The sequence below is a fragment of the Streptomyces sp. NPDC002232 genome (genome assembly GCF_042890295.1).
Classification (GTDB): domain Bacteria; phylum Actinomycetota; class Actinomycetes; order Streptomycetales; family Streptomycetaceae; genus Streptomyces.
On the sequence record NZ_JBIARV010000003.1, the window covers coordinates 170,420 to 190,083 of the forward strand.

The 19,664-nt window shown below is 74.2% G+C and carries 16 protein-coding genes; 5 read left to right on the forward strand and 11 right to left on the reverse strand.

What is annotated here, in order from left to right:
* Positions 1 to 53: 53 nt before the first annotated feature.
* The 3 genes from ACFYXU_RS13415 to ACFYXU_RS13425 all read right to left on the reverse strand — a co-directional run bounded on the left by ACFYXU_RS13415 (position 54) and on the right by ACFYXU_RS13425 (position 5,193).
* Positions 54 to 1,469 (reverse strand): Gfo/Idh/MocA family protein, encoded by a 1,416-nt coding sequence (locus tag ACFYXU_RS13415; protein WP_376509590.1) that lies wholly within the window; start codon positions 1,467 to 1,469, stop codon positions 54 to 56.
* A 226-nt stretch (positions 1,470 to 1,695) separates the two neighbouring features.
* The gene (locus tag ACFYXU_RS13420) at positions 1,696 to 4,620 is read right to left on the reverse strand and encodes an FAD-binding and (Fe-S)-binding domain-containing protein (RefSeq protein ID WP_376509592.1); all 2,925 of its coding nucleotides are present in this window, start codon (positions 4,618 to 4,620) and stop codon (positions 1,696 to 1,698) included.
* A gap of 39 nt (positions 4,621 to 4,659) precedes the next feature.
* Complete coding sequence (locus ACFYXU_RS13425; protein WP_376509594.1) at positions 4,660 to 5,193, reverse strand: MarR family winged helix-turn-helix transcriptional regulator; 534 nt, start codon at positions 5,191 to 5,193, stop codon at positions 4,660 to 4,662.
* An 86-nt stretch (positions 5,194 to 5,279) separates the two neighbouring features.
* Between ACFYXU_RS13425 and ACFYXU_RS13430 the strand changes: the two genes are divergently transcribed.
* Complete coding sequence (locus ACFYXU_RS13430; protein WP_376509596.1) at positions 5,280 to 7,124, forward strand: ABC transporter ATP-binding protein; 1,845 nt, start codon at positions 5,280 to 5,282, stop codon at positions 7,122 to 7,124.
* Between the two features lie 287 nt (positions 7,125 to 7,411).
* Positions 7,412 to 8,317, forward strand: a complete 906-nt coding sequence (gene mltG, locus ACFYXU_RS13435; protein WP_376509598.1) for an endolytic transglycosylase MltG — start codon at positions 7,412 to 7,414, stop codon at positions 8,315 to 8,317.
* Between the two features lie 9 nt (positions 8,318 to 8,326).
* On the opposite strand, the gene ACFYXU_RS13440 is transcribed toward mltG, so the two are convergent.
* The 7 genes from ACFYXU_RS13440 to ACFYXU_RS13470 form a co-directional block, all read right to left on the reverse strand.
* Positions 8,327 to 9,427, reverse strand: coding sequence for an NAD(P)-binding domain-containing protein (locus ACFYXU_RS13440; RefSeq protein ID WP_361401194.1), 1,101 nt, complete (start codon positions 9,425 to 9,427; stop codon positions 8,327 to 8,329).
* 60 nt (positions 9,428 to 9,487) lie between these two features.
* Entirely contained in the window at positions 9,488 to 10,174 is a 687-nt protein-coding gene (locus ACFYXU_RS13445; RefSeq protein ID WP_389408991.1) for a phosphotransferase, read from the reverse strand.
* Between the two features lie 168 nt (positions 10,175 to 10,342).
* Entirely contained in the window at positions 10,343 to 11,554 is a 1,212-nt protein-coding gene (locus ACFYXU_RS13450) for an LLM class flavin-dependent oxidoreductase (RefSeq protein WP_389408992.1), read from the reverse strand.
* Complete coding sequence (locus tag ACFYXU_RS13455) at positions 11,554 to 12,582, reverse strand: ABC transporter substrate-binding protein (RefSeq protein ID WP_376509606.1); 1,029 nt, start codon at positions 12,580 to 12,582, stop codon at positions 11,554 to 11,556. Before ACFYXU_RS13455 ends, ACFYXU_RS13450 begins: the two co-directional genes overlap by 1 nt.
* A gap of 109 nt (positions 12,583 to 12,691) precedes the next feature.
* Positions 12,692 to 13,426: an ABC transporter ATP-binding protein gene (locus ACFYXU_RS13460; protein WP_389408993.1), complete on the reverse strand. Its 735-nt coding sequence runs from the start codon at positions 13,424 to 13,426 to the stop codon at positions 12,692 to 12,694.
* Positions 13,399 to 14,259, reverse strand: a complete 861-nt coding sequence (locus tag ACFYXU_RS13465; protein WP_389457721.1) for an ABC transporter permease — start codon at positions 14,257 to 14,259, stop codon at positions 13,399 to 13,401. The genes ACFYXU_RS13460 and ACFYXU_RS13465 overlap by 28 nt, the downstream gene beginning before the upstream one ends.
* Positions 14,260 to 14,376: 117 nt before the next feature.
* Complete coding sequence (locus ACFYXU_RS13470) at positions 14,377 to 14,460, reverse strand: putative leader peptide (RefSeq protein ID WP_351816447.1); 84 nt, start codon at positions 14,458 to 14,460, stop codon at positions 14,377 to 14,379.
* A 166-nt stretch (positions 14,461 to 14,626) separates the two neighbouring features.
* Between ACFYXU_RS13470 and ACFYXU_RS13475 the strand changes: the two genes are divergently transcribed.
* The 3 genes from ACFYXU_RS13475 to ACFYXU_RS13485 all read left to right on the forward strand — a co-directional run bounded on the left by ACFYXU_RS13475 (position 14,627) and on the right by ACFYXU_RS13485 (position 18,465).
* On the forward strand, positions 14,627 to 15,763 hold the full coding sequence (locus ACFYXU_RS13475; RefSeq protein WP_389408995.1) for a hypothetical protein: 1,137 nt from the start codon (positions 14,627 to 14,629) through the stop codon (positions 15,761 to 15,763).
* A gap of 117 nt (positions 15,764 to 15,880) precedes the next feature.
* Positions 15,881 to 16,429, forward strand: coding sequence for an FABP family protein (locus ACFYXU_RS13480; protein ID WP_376509614.1), 549 nt, complete (start codon positions 15,881 to 15,883; stop codon positions 16,427 to 16,429).
* Between the two features lie 44 nt (positions 16,430 to 16,473).
* On the forward strand, positions 16,474 to 18,465 hold the full coding sequence (locus tag ACFYXU_RS13485) for a prolyl oligopeptidase family protein (RefSeq protein WP_389409062.1): 1,992 nt from the start codon (positions 16,474 to 16,476) through the stop codon (positions 18,463 to 18,465).
* Between the two features lie 113 nt (positions 18,466 to 18,578).
* Here the strand turns inward: ACFYXU_RS13485 and ACFYXU_RS13490 are convergent, their stop codons facing one another.
* On the reverse strand, positions 18,579 to 19,577 hold the full coding sequence (locus ACFYXU_RS13490; protein ID WP_361401221.1) for a LuxR family transcriptional regulator: 999 nt from the start codon (positions 19,575 to 19,577) through the stop codon (positions 18,579 to 18,581).
* Between the last annotated feature and the right edge of the window lie 87 nt (positions 19,578 to 19,664).

Sequence of the window (19,664 nt, forward strand, 5' to 3'; positions counted from 1 at the left end):
CCGGGTGCCCGGCCCCCGCGCCTGCGCGGGGGCCGGGCACCCGGGGACCGAGGTCAGGCGGGCTTCGCCGAGTCCACGCCCGAGCGGGCCCGCTGCCACTCGCCGCGCGTGAAGTCGGGGATCTCCTGTGCCGCGCCGTCCGCCTTGATCGAGGCGTGGCTGAGCGGAACCGGGGCCGTCCAGGTGGCGGCGTCGTACACGTCGAAGTCCGGCGGCAGACCGAGCTGGAGACACTGCATCAGGCGGTAGACCATGATGTAGTCCATGCCGCCGTGGGCGCCCGGCGGGTTCGCGTGGTCCTTCCACAGCCAGTGGTCGAACTCGGCCGCGTACGCCGAGAAGTCGCCCCACACGTCGTCCTTGTGGTCCGGCTCCAGATAGATCCGCGCCGGGTAGTCCTCGAAGACCCCGCGCGTCCCGCCCAGGCTGTTGATCCTGCTGTACGGGTGCGGGGTGGAGACGTCGTGCTCCAGGCGGATCAGCCGGCCCCTGGCGGTCCGGACCATGCTGATCGTCCGGTCGCTCTCGACGTACGTCTCCTTCCAGCTCGGGTCGCCGGCCGGCATGTGCGCCGCGCGGTACTCGGCGAGCCCGAGCGCCGGAGTCCCGAAGCTGCTGATGCTGACCACCCGGTCGCCCCGGTTGACGTCCATGTAGTTCGCGACCGGACCGAAGCCGTGGTTCGGGTAGAGGTCACCGCGCAACCGCGTGTGCCACAGGCGGCGCCAGGGTCCCTCGTAGTACTTCGGGTCGAACAGCAGGCCGCGCAGGTCGTGGTTGTACGCCCCCGCGCCGTGCAGCAGCTCCCCGAACTTCCCGGCGTGCGCCATCCGCAGCACCCGCATCTCGTTCCGCCCGTAGCAGCAGTTCTCCAGCTGCATGCAGTGGCGGCGGGTCTGCTCCGACAGGTCGACCAGCTCCCACAGCTCGGCGAGCTCCATGGCGGCCGGGCACTCCACGCCGACGTGCTTGCCGTTCAGCATCGCGGTCCGGGCGATCGCGAAGTGGGTGTCCCAGGGGGTCGCCACGTACACGAAGTCGACGTCGGTGCGGGTGCAGAGGTTCTCGTAGTCGTCCTCGCCGTGGGTGTACAGGGCGGGGGCGGGCTGTCCGGCGGCGACGACCGCCGCGGAGGCCCGCTCGGCCTTCGTCCGCACCGGGTCGCAGACGGCGACCACCCGGACCCAGGGGAGGGCGAGGAAGTTGCCGATCATGCCGGCGCCGCGGTTGCCGAGCCCGACCAGGGCGATCCGGACCGTGGTGCGCCGCTCGAAGGGAACCCCCGCCATGGTGGCGCCCCGGCGCTTCGGCACGGCCGTCTCCCGAGGTGCCCGCGCGGGGGCGGATTCCTCGGCGGCCCGGGCGGTCCCTCCGCTCGTGGCGGCGATGCCGAGCCCGGCACCGGCCGCTCCCGCGCCGGTCCTGAGGACCGTGCGGCGGCTCGGCGGGCGCGGTGTCTGGTCGTCCATGGAACCTCCCTGCTGACGGGTGGTTGGACTGTACTGTTCCGGTTCGCCCGGCCGGCCGCACCGGCGGCGGATGATCACCCGAACATACGAAGGCCTCCTCACCGTAGGGGTGAGGAGGCCTGTCCGCAGCGGGGGGTGCGCCGGATTGACGGATAGTCAGGGGCGGATGGCGTGATTCCGCTCGGGGGACCGGCAGGGCGGGGGGCGCGCGTCCCGCCCGGGACCGTCAGGGGCGGGTGGCGCGCTCCAGGGCGAGGAGCACCGATCCGTAGCTCCGGCCCGTCGCCCGGTCCATCCCGATCTCGCACATGCGGTTGGCCGAGAGGTGCGCGTCGAAGGGCCGGGCCGTGACCTCGGCCGCCTCCCGGGCCGTCGCCGAGGCCGTCAGCTCCGGGTGCAGCATGCCCCGGTCGCCGGCGAAGGCGCAGCAGCCCGCGTCGGCGGGCACGACGACCTCCTCCGCGCAGGCGCCGGCCAGCTCGGTGAGCCGGTCCTCGTCGCCCAGGTGCCGCATGGAGCAGGTCGGATGGACCACGGCCGAGGCGACGCGGCGCCGCACGTCCAGTCGGGGGAGCAGCTCGTCGGCCGCCCACACCAGCGAGTCGAGGACGGTCAGTTCGGCGTGCAGCTCGCGGTTGTCCCGGGTGAGGTACGGCACCACCTCGTGCGCGATCCCGAGGGTGCACGACGAGGCGTCGACCACGAGCGGGAGCTTCCCGCCGGCCGTCCAGCCCCAGGCGGCCTCGACGATCCGGTTCGCCATCACCTCGTCGCCCCGCTCGTACCCCTTGGAGTGCCAGATCGTCGCGCAGCACGTCCCGGCGACGTCGTCGGGGATCCACACCGGGCGCCCGGCTCGCGCGGACACCGCCACGACGGCCTCCGGGAGCGAGGGTCCCGCGTGCCCGTCCGGGTCTCCGAAGATCCGGTTCACACAGGCCGGGTAGTACACGGCGACCGCCGCGGGACGGTGGGTGCGGGGGAGCCGGCGGGCCGCGGCGCCCGGGATCTCCGGCAGCCAGGCCGGGACGAGGTCGGGGCGCACGGCCCGGCGGGCGAGACCCGTCACCGATTCCAGGACCCGGTCGCCGATCCGGTCCGCGGCGCCGACCGCGAGCCGCGCGGAGGCCTCCACCGCGCGGAAGTTCCGGGCGGCCAGGGCGGCGACGCGCTCCTCGCGCGGCGAGTGCCGCTCGTGCCGGAACTCCTTCATGAGCGCCCCGGTGTCGATCCCGACGGGGCAGGCCAGCTTGCAGGTGGAGTCGCCGGCGCAGGTGTCGACGGCGTCGTACCCGTACGACGCGAGGAGCCGGGCCTCGACGGGGGAGCCGTCGGACTGGCGCATCATCTCCCGGCGCAACACGATCCGCTGGCGCGGAGTGGTCGTCAGGTCCTGGCTGGGGCAGGTCGGTTCGCAGAAGCCGCACTCGATGCACGGGTCGGCGATCCGCTCCACGGCCGGAATCGTCTTCAGGCCGCGCAGATGGGCCTGCGGGTCGCGGTCCAGGACGATCCGCGGGGCGAGCACGCCGGCCGGGTCGAGGGCCTCCTTGACCCGCCACATTAGGTCGGTCGCCCGCGCGCCCCACTCCAGTTCGAGGAAGGGCGCGATGTTGCGGCCGGTGGCGTGCTCCGCCTTCAGCGAGCCGTCGAAGCGCTCCACGGTCAGCTTGCAGAACTCGTCCATGAACGCGGCGTACCGCTGGACGTCGGCGGGGTCGGCCGCGTCGAAGGCGAGCAGGAAGTGGAGGTTGCCGTGGGCCGCGTGACCGGCCACGGCGGCGTCGAAGCCGTGCCGCTCCTGGAGCCCGAGCAGCGCCTCGCAGGCCTCGGCGAGACGGTCCGGCGGCACCGCGAAGTCCTCGGTGATCAGTGTCGTGCCGGAGGGGCGGGAGCCGCCGACGGCCGTCACGAAGGCCTTGCGGGCCTTCCAGTAGCCGGAGATCCGCTTCGGGTCCCGGGTGAAGGCGTTCTCCACGGACGCCACCGGGGCCACCGTGGAGAGGCCGTCGAGCACGGCGCGCGCCGCCCGCTCGTACGCCTCCAGGGCCGGGGCGTCCGGGGCCCGGAACTCGACCAGCAGCGCCGCCGTCTCCTTCGGCAGCTCCGCCCAGTCGGCGGGCACCCCGGCCACGCTCACCGAGGCGCGGAGCGTGTTGCCGTCCATCAGCTCGACGGCGAGCGCCCCGGCCTCGTTGAACAGGGGCACGGCCGAGGCGGCGGCCGGCAGCGAGGGGAAGAAGAGCAGCGCCGTGGACACCTCGCGGTCCAGCGGGACGGTGTCGAAGACGACCTCGGAGATGAAGCCGAAGGTGCCCTCGGAGCCGACCATCAGTCCGCGCAGGATCCGCACCGGGGTGTCGCCGTCGAGGAAGGCGTCGAGCCGGTAGCCGTTGGTGTTCTTGATGGCGTACTTGGCGCGGATCCGGGCCGTCAGCTCGCCGTCCGCCTCGATCTCCGCCTTCAGCGCCATCAGCTCCGCGCAGAGCCTCGGCTCGGCGCGGGCGAGCTCCGCGTCGGCGTCCGGGTCCGCCGTGTCGACCACGGTCCCGCTCGGCAGCACGACGGTGAGGGAGGCGACGGTCCGGTAGGAGTTCCGGGTGGTGCCGGCCGTCATGCCCGAGGCGTTGTTGGCGACGACGCCGCCGACCGTGCAGGCGATCGCGCTGGCCGGATCGGGGCCCAGGACCCGGCCGTGCGGGGCGAGCGCCGCATTGGCCCGCACGACGGTGGTGCCGGGCCGGATCCGGGCCCGGGCACCGCCGTCCAGGACCTCGACGCCCGCCCAGTGGCGCCGCACGTCCACGAGGATGTCCTCGCCCTGCGCCTGACCGTTGAGGCTGGTCCCGGCGGCGCGGAAGACCACTTCGCGGCCCTTGCCGTGGGCGTACGACAGGACGGCGGAGATGTCGTCGATGTCCTCGGCGACCACGACGACCTGGGGGACGAAGCGGTACGGGCTGGCGTCCGAGGCGTAGCGCACCAGGTCGGAGATCTTCGACAGGACCTTCCCGGGCCCGAGCAGCTCGGTGAGCTCCTCGCGCAGCCGCCGCGGCGTGCCCCGGGCCTGGAGCTCCGGCACGCGGTCCGGGGCGGGGGTCCGCTTCGTACCGGGACGGAGGGCCCGCGGGTCGGGTTCGAGCAGCGGCATCTGATGACTCCCCTTCGGCGCGTCCCCGTGCCCAGCGGGTCAGCAGCCGCGCTCCGGGCCGGGGTCGACCAGGGCGGACAGCAGACCTTCGAGCACCTCGCGCTGTTCGACGGTCAATGGAGCAAGGATGTCCTCTGCGGCCGCCCGGCGCGCGCTGCGCAGCTCGCGCAGCGTGGCGCGGCCCGTGTCGGTGAGCTCGATGCGCACCACCCGGCGGTTGCTCGGGTCGGGCACGCGGCGCACCCGGTCGCCCGCCTCCAGACCGTCGACGAGACTGGTCACGGCCCTCGGGACGACCTCCAGACGGGCCGCGAGGTCGGCCATCCGGGGCGGCTCGCCGAAGTGCGCGACCAGGCGCAGCAGGCGGGACTGCGCGGGAGTGATGCCGACCGGCTCCAGGTGGTGCTTCTGGATGCGGTGCAGGCGCCGGGTGAGGCGCAGCAGCTGCTCGGCGAGGAGGCCGTCGGTGTCGGTCCCGCCCGGCCGGTCGGTCCCGCTCCGGAGGCTGGTGCCGCCGGGCCGGGCGGTGTCGCCCGGGCGGTCCGAGGGGCTCGGGCGGTCGGAGGTGCTCATGCGGGAACAATATCAGGACCTGGTTCATTGTGAGTATAGGTAACAGTGAGCTATGCTCCGTTCGATCGTCCACCTTGAAGGAGCCCATGCGCCCCCACGACCAGTCCGAATGGACGCCCCCGCCCCGCGACTCCGGCCAGCCCCAGGAGCCCGCCCAGGTGCGGCGGATCCTCCGGCTCTTCCGCCCCTACCGCGCGCGCCTCGCGCTCGTCGGCCTCCTGGTCGGCGCCGCCTCGCTCGTCTCGGTCGCCTCGCCCTTCCTCCTCCGGGAGATCCTCGACGTCGCCATCCCCCAGGGCCGCACCGGGCTGCTCAGCCTGCTCGCCCTCGGCATGATCGCCACCGCCGTCCTGACCAGCGTCTTCGGCGTCCTCCAGACCCTCATCTCGACCACGGTCGGCCAGCGCGTCATGCACGACCTGCGCACCGGGGTCTACGAGCAGCTCCAGCGGATGCCGCTGGCCTTCTTCACCCGCACCCGCACCGGCGAGGTCCAGTCCCGCATCGCCAACGACATCGGCGGCATGCAGGCGACCGTGACCTCCACGGCCACCTCCCTCGTCTCGAACCTCACGGCCGTCATCGCGACCGTCGTCGCCATGCTCGCCCTCGACTGGCGGCTCACCCTCGTCTCGCTGCTCCTGCTGCCGGTCTTCGTCTGGATCAGCCGCCGCGTCGGCCGCGAGCGCAAGAGGATCACCACCCAGCGGCAGAAGCAGATGGCCGCCATGGCCGCGACCGTCACCGAGTCCCTCTCGGTCAGCGGCATCCTGCTCGGCCGCACCATGGGCCGCGCCGACTCGCTGACCCGGTCCTTCGCCGAGGAGTCCGAGCGCCTCGTCGACCTCGAAGTGCGCTCCTCCATGGCCGGACGGTGGCGCATGTCCACCATCGGCATCGTCATGGCCGCCATGCCCGCCCTGATCTACTGGGCCGCCGGCATCGCCCTCGGCTCGGGCGGCTCCGAGATCTCGCTGGGCACGCTCGTCGCCTTCGTCTCGCTCCAGCAGGGCCTCTTCCGGCCCGCCGTGAGCCTGCTCTCCACCGGCGTCCAGGTGCAGACCTCCCTCGCGCTCTTCCAGCGCATCTTCGAGTACCTCGACCTGCCGGTCGACATCACCGAGCCCGAGGCGCCGGTCCGGCTGCCGGAGATCCGCGGCGAGGTCGCCTTCGAGAAGGTCGCGTTCCACTACGACCCCGAGGGGCAGAGCCGCCCGACCCTGGACGGCATCGACCTGACCGTCCCCGCCGGTGGCAGCCTGGCCGTCGTCGGCCCGACCGGCTCCGGCAAGTCCACCCTCAGCTACCTCGTGCCCCGGCTGTACGACGTCACCGGCGGCCGCGTCACCCTCGACGGGACCGACGTGCGCGACCTGGACTTCGACACCCTCGCCCGCGCGGTCGGCGTCGTCTCCCAGGAGACGTACCTCTTCCACGCCTCCGTCGCCGACAACCTGCGCTTCGCCAAGCCGGACGCCACCGACGAGGAGATCGAGGCCGCCGCCCGCGCCGCCCAGATCCACGACCACATCGCCTCGCTCCCCGACGGGTACGACACCCTGGTCGGCGAGCGCGGCTACCGCTTCTCGGGCGGCGAGAAGCAGCGGCTCGCCATCGCCCGCACCATCCTGCGCGACCCGCCGGTGCTGATCCTCGACGAGGCCACCAGCGCCCTCGACACCCGGACGGAGCAGGCGGTGCAGAGCGCCATCGACGCCCTGTCGGCGGGCCGCACCACCGTCACCATCGCGCACCGGCTCTCCACCGTCCGCCACGCCGACCAGATCGTCGTCCTGGAGGCGGGCGGGATCGCCGAGCGCGGGACCCACGAGGAGCTGCTCGCCCAGGGCGGGCGGTACGCGGACCTGGTCCGCCGGGACGCCCGTACCGAACAGGCGAACGTGGGAGCGGTTGTTCCCCAGAACGTGTGATCGTGCCGGGATCCGTTGCCCGGCGCCCACACGGCGCCGGAGGATGACGGAGTGCGAGCGACGGGCTGCAGACCGCGACCGCACCGTCCCACTGATGTACCTGCACGAGGAGAAGCACCACCATGAACGTCATCACCAACCTGCTCGCCGGCGTCCTCCACTTCCTGGGCTGGCTCGTCTGACGATCGCAGTGCCCGGCGCCGTCGGTCCCCCGTCCCAGGGGGCCGGCGGCGCCGCCGCGTGCGCGGTTCCCGGGATTCGCGCACGGCCCGGGTTAGCGTGCGGCCATGACGTACCGGTCGTCGTCCCCGTACGCGCCTCCGCGCCGACCCCGCCGCCCCTCACTGCCCCGTCCGCCCCGGCGCGGCACGCCGCCCCACCGCGGCCGCCTCACCCGCCGCGGCCGCCTCGCGCTGCTCCTCGGCGCCGTCCTCACCGTGACCGCGGGCGTCGCCGTCCCGCTGCTGCTCACCCACGACGGACCGGCCGTCGAACAGCCCCGCACCCTGCTGGTCCCCGAGGGCTGGCGATCCGGCCAGGTCTACCGGGCCGTCGACCGGGCCCTCCGGCTGCCCGACGGCACCGCGCGGCGGACCGCCACCACGCCCGGCGCCCTGCCGCTGCCCGCCCCGGCCGGCGGCAACCCCGAGGGCTACCTGTTCCCCGCGACGTACCCCGTGCTCTCCACCACCACCCCGGAGGCGCTGCTGCGCTTCATGGCGGACACCGCGGCCAAGCACTACGGCACGGCCCGGATCGCCGAGGGCGCGCGGGCCCACGGACTGAGCGTGTACGAGACGGTCGTCGCCGCCAGCATCGTGCAGGCCGAGGCCGACAACCCCGAGGACATGGCGAAGGTGGCCCGCGTCGTCCACAACCGGCTCGCCCGGGGCATGGCGCTCCAGATGGACTCGACGCTCCACTACGGCCTCGGCCGCAGCACGGTCGACACGAGCCACGAGGACATGAGGTCCGACAGCCCGTACAACTCGTACGCGCGCAAGGGTCTGCCGCCCACCCCCATCGGGAACCCGGGGGACGAGGCCCTGGACGCGGTGATCCGCCCGGCGGACGGCGACTGGCTCTACTTCGTCACGGTCGCCCCGGGAGACACCCGCTTCACCGCCGACTACGCGGTCCACCAGGCGAACGTCGCCGAGTTCAACGCCAACCGGGCCGCCGAGAAGCGCTGACCCGACGGCTCAGCCGGCCGGAGCCGCCACCGGTTCGCGCGCCAGCAGGCGGCGGATGCCGGAGACCGCCGCGCGCCCGGCCCGGTTGGCGCCGATCGTCGAGGCCGAGGGTCCGTAGCCGACGAGGTGGACGCGCTCGTCCCGCACCGCGCGCGTGCCCTCCACCCGGATGCCGCCGCCCGGCTCACGGAGCCGCAGCGGTGTCAGATGGTCGATCGCCGCCCGGAAGCCGGTCGCCCACAGGATGACGTCCACGTCGACGGCCCGCCCGTCGTCCCAGGCCACCCCGGTCGGGGTGATCCGGTCGAACATCGGCAGCCGGTCCAGGACCCCGCGCGCGCGTGCCGCGCGGATCGCGTCGTTCAGGGGAAGCCCGGTGACCGAGACGACGCTCCGCGGCGGCAGCCCGCGCCGCACCCGCTCCTCGACCAGCGCCACGGCCGCGCGCCCCTCGGCCTCGCCGAACGGCCCCTCGCGCCAGACGGGCTCGCTCCGGGTCACCCAGGTCGTCCCGGCGGCGACCTCCGCGATCTCCATCAGGTGCTGGGTCCCGGAGGCCCCGCCGCCCACGACGAGCACCCGCTGCCCGGCGAAGGCCTCGGGCCCCGGGTATCCGGAGGTGTGCAGCTGACGGCCCCGGAAGGTCTCCTGCCCCGGGTAGCGCGGCCAGAAGGGGCGGTCCCAGGTGCCCGTCGCGTTGATCAGGGCCCGCGTCGCCCAGACGCCCTCCGAGGTCTCGACCCGGAGCCGGCCGCCCTCGCCCTCCCGGACGGCGGTGACGTCCACGGGCCGGTGCACCCGCAGGCCGAAGGTCCGCTCGTACGTGTCGAAGTACGCGCCGATCACCTCCGAGGAGGGGCGCGCGGGATCGGCACCGGTCAGCTCCATGCCGGGCAGCGCGTGCATCCCGTGGACCTTGCCGTACGTGAGGGACGGCCAGCGGAACTGCCAGGCGCCACCGGGTTCGGGGGAGTGGTCCAGCACCACGAAGTCCCGGTCCGGCTCCAGACCGGTGCGCCGCAGATGGAAGGCGGCCGACAGCCCCGCCTGCCCGGCGCCTATGACGACGACGTCCACCGACCTGACCGCTTCGAACCCGAAATCGTTCACGCTTCCACCAACCGGGGCGGGGGCGGGGTTCTTCCCGGCCTCCCGGGCCCCGCCGACGCCTCAGCGGGGGATCGCCTCGATGATCCTCAGGGCCTCGTCGAGCAGGGCGACCTCATCGGGGCCCAGGGTGGGGTTGGCGGCCCTGCGGGCGCGGGCCCGCGCGAAGAGCGGCGCGGCCGGGTCGTCCAGGTTGCGGAGCAGGGAGGCCAGGACCTCCCGGACCGCCTCCAGGGCGGCCGGGGGAAGCCCGACGGCCATCCCGGCCACCACCTGGGCGAGGATCAGGGCCGACATCGCCGAGTCCAGGCCGGGCGGTCCCACTTCCGCCGTGCTCCAGTCGATCACGACCGGCCCGGAGCCGGTCAGCAGGACGTTCTCGGGGTGCAGGTCGAGATGGAGGATCCGGTGCCCCGGAGGCGCGGTCTCCGGAGCGGGGACGGCGTGCAGACGGTTCAGCAGCCCTGCCAGCTCCTCACCGGCCCGGTCGGGGGTGATCGTGCCGGCGAGCAGCGCCTCGGTCATGGTGGGGCCGGTGATCCGCTCCATGACCAGGCTGTCGGGGCCGGGGGTGTCCTCCGGCCGGACGGCGGGGACGGGATAGCCGTGCCGCGCGAGGTAGATCATCACGGCGGCCTCGGAGGCCGGGTCGCCGTGCGAGGGGTCGCGGTAGCGCCGCAGCACGCGGTGCTCGTCGAGGGCGTAGACGTCGGCGGTGCGGCCGGTGCCTATCAGTTCACCGATCTTCATGCCGGGCAGCGTAGATCCGACCCGGGGTGCCGGGGAACGGGGTACCGGGGGAGCCGTGGTGCCCGCGCCTCCGGAACCTCGCGGGGACGGGGCCGCCGTCGTCCTCGGAGCACGGGTCCGAGGACGACGGCGGGAGTGTGACGCCGGGTCCGGCCCGGCCGCCCGCTCCTACCGCCCGCCGGGCACGAGCAGGGGAGCGCCGCCCGGGGCCGAGGCCGGGCGGCCGTTCGCCGCCGGGACGCCGAGCAGCGGGGAGGCCGGGGCCGACGCGAGGAGCCCGCGCGCGGCCAGTTCGGGCGTCACGCCCTCGCCGAACCAGTACGCCTCCTCCAGGTGCGGGTAGCCGGACAGGACGAAGTGCTCGACGCCCAGGGCGTGGTACTCCTCGATCCGGTCGGCGACGTCGGAGTGGCTGCCGACCAGCGCGGTGCCCGCCCCGCCCCGGACCAGACCGACGCCCGCCCACAGGTTCGGCGAGATCTCCAGCCGGTCGCGGTCGAGCGAGCCCCCGCCGTGCAGCGCCAGCATCCGCTGCTGGCCGACCGACTCGCTCCGTCCGAGCAGCTCCTGCGCCGCGGCGACGGTCTCCGCGTCGAGGTCGGACAGCAACCGGTCGGCGGTCGCCCAGGCCTCGCGCGCCGAGTCGCGCGAGATCGTGTGCAGCCGGATCCCGAACCGGACCGTCCGGCCGCGCTCCTCGGCGAGCCGCCGGATCCAGTCGATCTTCTCCTTCACCTGCCACGGCGGCTCGCCCCAGGTCAGGTACACGTCCGCGTGCTCCGCGGCGACCGGACCGGCCGCCTCGGACGAGCCGCCGAAGAAGACCTCGGGCAGCGGGTCCGGCGGCAGGGCGGTGAGCCCGCCGTCGATCTGGAAGTGCTCGCCCTGGAAGTCGAACGGCCGCCCGGCCCACACGCCCCGCACCACCGAGAGGAACTCGGCCGTGCGCGCGTACCGCCGGTCGTGGTCCAGGTGGTCGCCGAAGCGGCGCTGCTCGGCGGAGTCGCCGCCGGTCACGACGTTGAGCAGGAGACGGCCCCGGGTGATCCGCTGGTACGTGGACGCCATCTGCGCCGCGAGCACCGGCGAGATCACCCCCGGCCGGAACGCCACCAGGAACTTCAGCCGTTCGGTGTGCTGGGCGAGCGCCACCGTCGTCAGCCACGCGTCCTCGCACCAGGTGCCGGTCGGGGTCAGCACGGCCTCGAAGCCCAGCTGCTCGGCGGCCTTCGCGATCTGGACGAGATAGTCGATGTCGGGGGCGCGCACCCCGGACACGGTCCGGTTCCGGGTGATCCCGCCGTCCGTGTAGGCGTGCCGGTCGACGAGGGTCCGGCCGTCGCCGCCGGTCGGCAGGAACCAGTGCAGGTGGACGGTCATCAGGAGGCCTTTCCGTAGCCGCGCGCCGCCGTGGTGGACGGCGGCAGGTCCTTGTTGAAGCGGGTGTCGACGAAGTCGGCGAAGCGGAACGTGCGGGGGACGAGCTTCAGCGCCACGAACGTGTCGGCGATCTTCTGCTCGGAGGCGATCGCCGCGTCGTCGAGCGCGACGGGAATGCGGGTGCCGTTGCTGCGCTTCACGGCGGCGAGGGCCACCTCGTACGGCAGTCCGGTCTCCTTCGCCCAGGCCTTCGCCCACTCCTCGGGGTGGCCGAACACCCAGTCCTGGGCCCGGCGCAGCCGCTCCACGAAGTCCCCGATCGCCTTCGCCTTCTCCGGGTCGGCCAGCGCCGAGGGCGCGGCCACCTGGAAGCCGAGGCCGTTGACGAGGCCGCGGCCGTCGGCCAGCACCCGGCCCTTGCCGCTCAGCAGCACCTGGGAGGTGTACGGGTCCCAGACCGCCCAGGCGTCGACCTTGCCGCTGGTGAACGCGGCCAGGGCGTCGGCCGGCTGGAGGAGGCTGACCCGGACGTCGGACAGCCCGAGGCCGGCCGCGCGGAGCGAGGCGATCAGCTGGAAGTGGGCGGAGCTGCCCTGGGCGACGGCGACGCTCTTGCCCTTCAGGTCCCGCGCGGTGCGCAGCGGGGAGTCCTTCGGGACGAGGATCGCCTCGCCGGCGGAGTCGCCGTGCGTCGCGGCGACCACGGTGATCTTCGAGCCGGCGCCGGCGGCGAAGACCGGTGGGGTGTTGCCGACGGAGCCGATGTCGACGGCTTTCGCGTTGACCGCTTCGAGGAGCGGTGGACCGGAGGTGAAGGTCGACCACTTCACCCGGTACGGCAGGTCGTCGAGTTCTCCGGCGGCGCGCAGCAGGGCTTCCGATCCGCCCTTCTGGTCGCCGACGTTCAGGACGAGGGAGCCCTTGCCGTCGGAGGTGGTGTCTCCGGCGGCGGAGGCACCGGAGCAGGCGGAGGCGAGCAGGGCGAGCGGCACGAGCAGGGCCGCGGCGGACAGGCGGAAGGACTTCATGGAGGTCTCCTCGGGGGAGGGGGCGGGAGTGGGAACGGGGGCGGGAACGGTGGCGGGGGCGGAAGCGGGACAGCGGGCGGGAGCGGGAGCGGGGCCGGGGGTACGCCGGTCAGGCCGGGACGTGACCGGCGAACTCGCCCTCCGCCACGCCCAGTTCGGCGAGCAGTCGGGTGCGGAGGGCGGCGAGGGCGGGGTCGCCGGGGGAGCGGGGCCGGTCGAGGTCGACGGCGGTGTCGTACGCGATCGCCCCGTCCCGCATGACCAGGGCGCGGTCCGCGAGCAGCAGGGCCTCGTCGACGTCGTGGGTGACGAGCAGGACCGTGCAGCCGCGCCGCTGCCACAGCTCGGCCACCAGCCGCTGGGCCTTGATCCGCGTCAGCGCGTCGAGCGCGCCGAACGGCTCGTCGAGCAGCAGCAGGTCCGGATCCCGTACCAACGCCCGTGCGAGGGAGGCGCGCTGGGCCTCACCGCCGGAGAGGGTCTTCGGCCACGCTCCGGAGCGGTGGGAGAGCCCCACCTCGGCGAGCGCCTGCTCCGCCACCGCCCGGCCGGGCTTCCCCGGCAGTCCGAGCAGGACGTTGCGCCACACCTTCTTCCACGGCATGAGGCGGGGCGCCTGGAAGGCCACGGCGCGGCGGCGCGGCACGAGGACCGTGCCGGACACCTCCCTGTCGAGTCCCGCCAGGATCCGCAGGAGCGTCGACTTGCCGCAGCCGCTGTGTCCCAGGAGCGCGGTGAACTGCCCGGCACGCAGGGTGAGATCGAGCCCGTCGACGACGGGTCGCCCGTCGAAGGAGCGGGTGAGGTCCTGGACGGTCACTGCCCGGTGAAGGTCGGTCGCCATTGCAGCAGCAGCCTTTCGAGAGTGCGGACGAGGGCATCGGCGAGCAGGCCGAGGAAGGCGTACACGACCAGGCAGACGACGATCACGTCCGTGCGGAAGAACTCCCGTGCCTGGTTCATGAGGAAGCCGATCCCGGCGTCGGCGTTGATCGACTCGCCGAAGACGAGCGCGAGCCAGGCCGTGGCGAGGGAGTACCGCAGCCCGGTCATCGCCCCGGGCAGCGCGCCCGGCAGGACGACGTGCCGGACCAGACCCCACCGGCCGAGCCCCAGGGACTCGCCCGCCTCGACGAGTTGGGCGTCGACCCCGCGGATCCCGGCGTACACGTTCAGATAGAGGTGGAAGGCGACGCCGAGGGCGATCAGCGCCACCTTGGGCGCCTCGCCGATGCCGAGCCAGATGATGAACAGCGGGATGAGACCGACCCAGGGCACGGTCCGCAGCATCTGTACGGGGGCGTCGACGAGGTCCTCCCCGAGCCGCGAGAGCCCGGACACCAGGGCGAGCGCGATCCCCACCACTCCGCCGAGCAGCAGTCCCACGGCGACCCGGCGCAGCGAGACCCCCATCGCGGTCGGCAGGGTCCCGTCCGCGACGAGGTCCCCGGCGGCCCGGGCGATCGTCCCCGGCGAGGCCAGCACGTCCGCCGGGAGGATCCCGGCGGCGCTGCTCGCCTGCCAGAGGACGAGCAGCAGGACCGGGACCACCGTCCGGCGCAGCCAGCGCGGAACGGCCGGTCCACGGCCCGGGGCCCGGGACGGGGTCAGGGACTCGACATCCGGCAAAGGCGATATGTCGGGCGGAGAGGAGGGAGGGGCGTGGTCGACCGTCATGACGGACTCCGGGGGCGAGAGGGAGGTGAAGGTACGCCTCAGCGGCCGTGGGCGCGGAACGGACACGCGCGCACGGCGATCAGGGCGTCAGAGGGGGGTGGTGCGGGTGAAAGGGCGTCAGCAGCCGCGGCGACACGCGGCGGAGGCCACCCGCAGCAGGTCGATGTGACCGCGCGTGGTGAGCAGGGCTGTACGCAACATGGCGCGAACGTAGCGGCCGTCACGCGTCCGGTCAACGGTGTCTCGGACGCTGGACGGATGTCCGGCCCGTCCGCGGGGGTCGAAACGAGGTGCGACCGTGCCCCGCGCGTGATCGCCGTGTTCTAGGGTCCCGCTGACCGGAACCGTTCACGACGGGGGACACGACATGACGTACCGGCGCGCGGTGATACCCGCACTGACCGGCGGGCTGCTGCTCACCGCACTGCTCTGGTGGGCGGGGGCGAGCGCGGACGCCCTGCACCTGCCCGGAAGCGGCGGGACGCTCGGCATCGACGCCCTCGCCGAGCTCCGGCGGTGGCTCACCCCCTGGGCGTACGACCCGCCGCTCTTCCTCGACGCCGGCGCGCAGGGCTCCGGCGCCCTCCCGGACACCCGGGGCGACGACGGCCGGGACCACTACACGGCCCTGTACACGACCGGCCTTCAGATCCGCTTCGCCGCCGTGTTCGTCCTCTTCGTGCTCGGCGCCCTCCTCCTGATCCGCAGACTGCCGCCGCTGCGCGGGCGGGCGACGGCCGCGTTCCTCGCCCTGTGGGCCTGGGCCGCGGTGGCCGGAACCCTCGCCGTCACCGTGTCCGCGCCGTGGCTGATCGCCTCGACGGGGCACGGCAGCTACCGCTTCCTGCCCCAGCTGGCGAACGTGATCGCCTCCGGACGGCAGCTCCCCCTGGCCGTCGGGCTCGTCGTCGCGGGAGCGACCGTGCTCCTCGCCCGGATCACCGCCGGGGACACGGGCCGACCGCCGCGCACCGAGGTCCCGGCCCGGTCCGCGCGCCTGGCCGCCACCGCGGGGACCGCCGTGATCGCGCTGTCCCTCGTCGTCCTCTCGTACCGGTCCGTCGCCGCCGCCCTCCAGGAGTTCTCCCCGGTTGACGGGCTCCTGTCCGAACCGGGCGACCTGCTGCGCCAGTGGCTGCTGCTCGGCGGCTGGTCGGGCCCCGAGGGCGGCCCGCTCGGCGACTGGCTCCTGTACCGCGCCCCCGACGTCCTCCTCCTCGTCGTCGTCTGGTGGGCCCTGCGCCTCCTGCCCGGGCTCCTCACCCGCGCCACGCTCCCCGCGACGGCCGTCGGCGCGGTCTGCGCGACCGTCCTCGGTCTCCTCGCGAGCCAGCTCCTGCGGATCGCGGTGACCCGGACGCGCTCGGACCAGGGCCTCCCGTACTTTTCCGCCGGCCTCGGCGACGGCATCCCGGCCGCCCTCGTCGTCGGCCTGGCGGCGGGCGTCACCACCGCGCTCGTACTCCGGGCGTCCCGGCGCGGCACCCGAACCTCGGGCGGCTGAGCCGCGGTCCGGCGGCCCCGGACCCGTGCGCCGGGCGCCTAAGCTGCCGTCCGGCACCCCGGCCCCCGGCGCACGGGCCCGCGGTGCGGCACCGAACCCGACCCAGGAGCACACCCCATGGACGACCGCGACCGCGCGTACCCCTACCCCGACGCCCTCAGCCCCGACCGGGCGCCCGCGCCGCACCCGCTGCTCGCGCCGGTGGCCGGGCTGCTCGGCACCTGGACCGGGACCGGGCGCGGCGGCTACCCCACGCTCGCCGAGGAGTTCACGTACCGGCAGGAGGTCACCTTCAGCCATGACGGGCGGCCCTTCCTGCACTACGAGGCGCGGGCCTGGCTGATCGACGCGGACGGCACCCCGCTGCGTCCCTCCGCCCGGGAGAGCGGCTGGTGGCGGCTCCAGCCCGAGGGCCGGGTCGAGGCCCTGATCACCCAGCCCACCGGCATCGCGGAGATCGCCGTCGGTCACGCGGACGGGACGGCCGTCGACCTCGCCACCGAGCAGGTCGCCCTCGCCCCCACCGCCAAGCGCGTCGACGCGACCCGCCGCCGCTACACCCTCACCGGCGGCGACACCCTCGACTTCGTCCACGACCTCGCCGCCGTCGGCCGGCCGCTCCAGCACCACCTCGCCGCGCGGCTGCACCGCGCACACCGGGGCTGACCCCGGTCCCGCACAATACGGGGGTGAACGATGACGACCCGTACATGTGGCTCGAAGACGTCTCCGGCGAGGCCGCCCTCGCGTGGGTGGCCGAGCGGAACGCCGAGACGGCGGAGGCGCTGGCCGCAGACGCCGGCTTCACCCCGCTGAAGGCACGCGTCCGGGAGGTGCTCGACGCCTCGGACCGCATCCCGTACACCGTCCGGCGCGGCGCGTTCCTCTACAACTTCTGGCGCGACGCCGCCCACGTGCGCGGCGTGTGGCGGCGCACGACCCTGGAGCAGTACCGCAAGGACGCGCCCGAGTGGGAGGTGCTCCTCGACATCGACGCGCTGGCCGTCGCCGAGGACGAGAAGTGGGTGTGGGACGGGGCGCGGGTGCGCCGCCCCGCCCACGACCGCGCCCTGGTGCGGCTGTCACGGGACGGCGGCGACGCCGTCGTGGTCCGCGAGTTCGACCTGACCACGGGGGAGTTCGTCGCGGGCGGCTTCGAGGTCGCCGAGGCCAAGACCCGCATCGGCTGGATCGACGCGGACACCGTCTTCGTCGGTACGGACACCGGACCGGGCTCGCTCACCGACTCCGGCTACCCGCGCACGGTCCGCCGCTGGCACCGCGGCACGCCCGTCGAGGAGTCCGAGCTCGTCTACGAGGCCGCCGACACCGATGTGTCGGCCTGGGGCTACCGCGACGACACACCCGGCTTCGAGCGGGACTTCGTCGGCCGCTCCCTGGACTTCTTCCGCAGCGAGACGCACCTCCTGCGGCCCGACGGCACGACCGTGCGCGTCGACGTCCCCGAGGACGCCCTCGTCCACGTCCACCGAGGACACCTGCTCGTCACCCTGAAGTCCGACTGGCTCGGGCAGCCCACCGGCTCCCTCCTCGCCTTCGACTTCGAGGCCTTCCTCGCCGGCGACCGCACCGCCGAGGCGCTGTTCACCCCGGACGAGCGGACCGCCCTCGCCGGGCACTCCTGGACCCGCCACCACCTGATCCTGGAGACGATGCGGGACGTCAGCACCCACATCGAGGTCCTCACCCCCGGCCGCGACGGCGCCGGCTGGACGCGGAAGCCGCTCGTCGGCGTCCCGCCACTGTCCGCCGTCGGCGTCGTCGACACCGACCCGGACGTCTCCGACGAGTACTTCCTCGACGTCTCCGGCTTCCTCCAGCCCTCCAGCCTCCACCGCGGCCAGGTCGGCGGCGACACGGAGGTCCTCAAGCAGGCCCCCGACCGCTTCGACACCGCCGGACTCACCGTCCGGCAGCACTTCGCGACGTCCGAGGACGGCACCCGCGTGCCGTACTTCGTCATCGGCCCCGACCACGCCGTCACCGGCCCCGGACCGACCCTGCTGTACGGCTACGGCGGCTTCGAGGTGTCCCTCACCCCCTACTACGGCGCCGTCACCGGCCGCGCCTGGCTGGAGGGCGGCGGCACGCACGTCATCGCGAACATCCGGGGCGGCGGCGAGTACGGGCCGGACTGGCACCAGGCCGCCCTCGGCGCGGACCGGCCCCGGGCCTTCGAGGACTTCGCCGCCGTCGCCCGCGACCTCGTCGCCCGGGGCATCACCACCCCGGACCGGCTCGGCGCCTCGGGCGGCAGCAACGGCGGCCTGCTCATGGGCGCGATGCTCACCCGTCACCCCGAGCTGTTCGGCGCGATCGTCGCCCAGGTCCCGCTGCTCGACATGACCCGCTTCCACAAGCTCCTCGCCGGCGCCTCCTGGATCGCCGAGTACGGAGACCCGGACGACGAGGCCGACCTCGCCCACCTGCGTGCCCTCTCCCCGTACCACCGCATCGAGGCCGACCGGACCTACCCGCCGGTGCTCCTGATGACGTCCACCCGCGACGACCGGGTGCACCCCGGCCACGCGCGCAAGACCGCCGCCCGGCTGAGGGAGTTCGGCCACCGGGTGCTGTTCCACGAGAACACCGGCGGCGGCCACGCGGGCGCCGGGGACAACGAGCAGGCCGCCCACAACAGCGCCCTCGTCCACACCTTCCTCCGGAAGCACCTCGCCTGAGTCCCGGAGCCTGGCGCCTGGCCCGGGTCTCAGCGCCCGGCGCCTCGCCCCGGTCTCAGAACCGGGCGCCTCGTCCGGGTCTCATGGCCCGGGCCAGGCGCCCGGCCCGGGTCTCAGAGCCAGCCCTGGCGCTGCGCCTGAAGCGCCATCTGGAAACGGCTCGTGGCGCCCAGCCGGGCCATCAGCACCTGGACGCGGCGGAAGAGCGTGCGGCGGCTGACCCCGAGCTCCCGGGCGATCACGTCGTCGCCCGCCCCGCCCGCCAGCAGCCACAGCAGCCGGCGGTCGGAGGGCAGCAGTCCGGCGGGCAGCACGCCCGCCGGACGGGCCGTGCGGCCGTGGAACGGCAGGGCGCTCCGCCAGGTCTGCTCGAACAGGGCGATGAGCGCGGAGAGCAGCCCGCACGGCTGCACGACCAGCATCGTGTTGTGCACGTCCGCCTCCCTGATCGACAGGGACACCAGCGCGTACGCGTCGTCGATGATCATGAGCTTCACCGGGAGCTGCGGCAGCACCCGGGCCTGCTCGCCCGCCTCGACGCACGGCTCGATGCTCGTCCGCATCTTGTCCGGGTGCTCCAGCGACGCCTGCGAGTAGATGACCCGCTGCGTCACCCCCCGGGCCAGCGTCGCCAGCGCGTCGTCGGTCGAGCCGGGGATGAGCGTGTACGGGGGCGTGTCGAACTGCCGGATCTGCTCACGGGCGCTGGCCCAGGCCTGCCGGCTCCGGGGGCCGATGGCGTCGCCGGTCACGACCTCCACGAGATCGTCGTTGTACGCGGCGAGCCGCTGCCGCCGGAACGACTCGAAGGCACCGCCCACGGTGATCCGCGACTCGTCGAGCTCGGCCGCCCGGTGCCGCCCGAGGATCTCCAGACCGGCGGCCGGCGGCACCGGCGCCACCAGGTCCGGACCCTGCGAGGCGGGGCTCGCCAGCCCCGCGTCGACCAGTTCCGCGTACGCCGCCGACAGGGCCGCGCCGCCCAGACCGGCCGCGCCGCCCACCTCGCTCAGCGGCGCCGGGCCGAGGTCCAGGAGCCGGACGTAGACCCGCCGGGCCTCGTCCCCGATCCCGAGGAGCCGCAGCGCCTCACCGAGCTTCTCGTTCGCCATGGACCGCATTATCGACCGGCCCCTGACCTCCCCGCCGCCCGGGTGTGGCCGATCCCCGCCACTGACCGATCGGGGCGCCGAGGACGC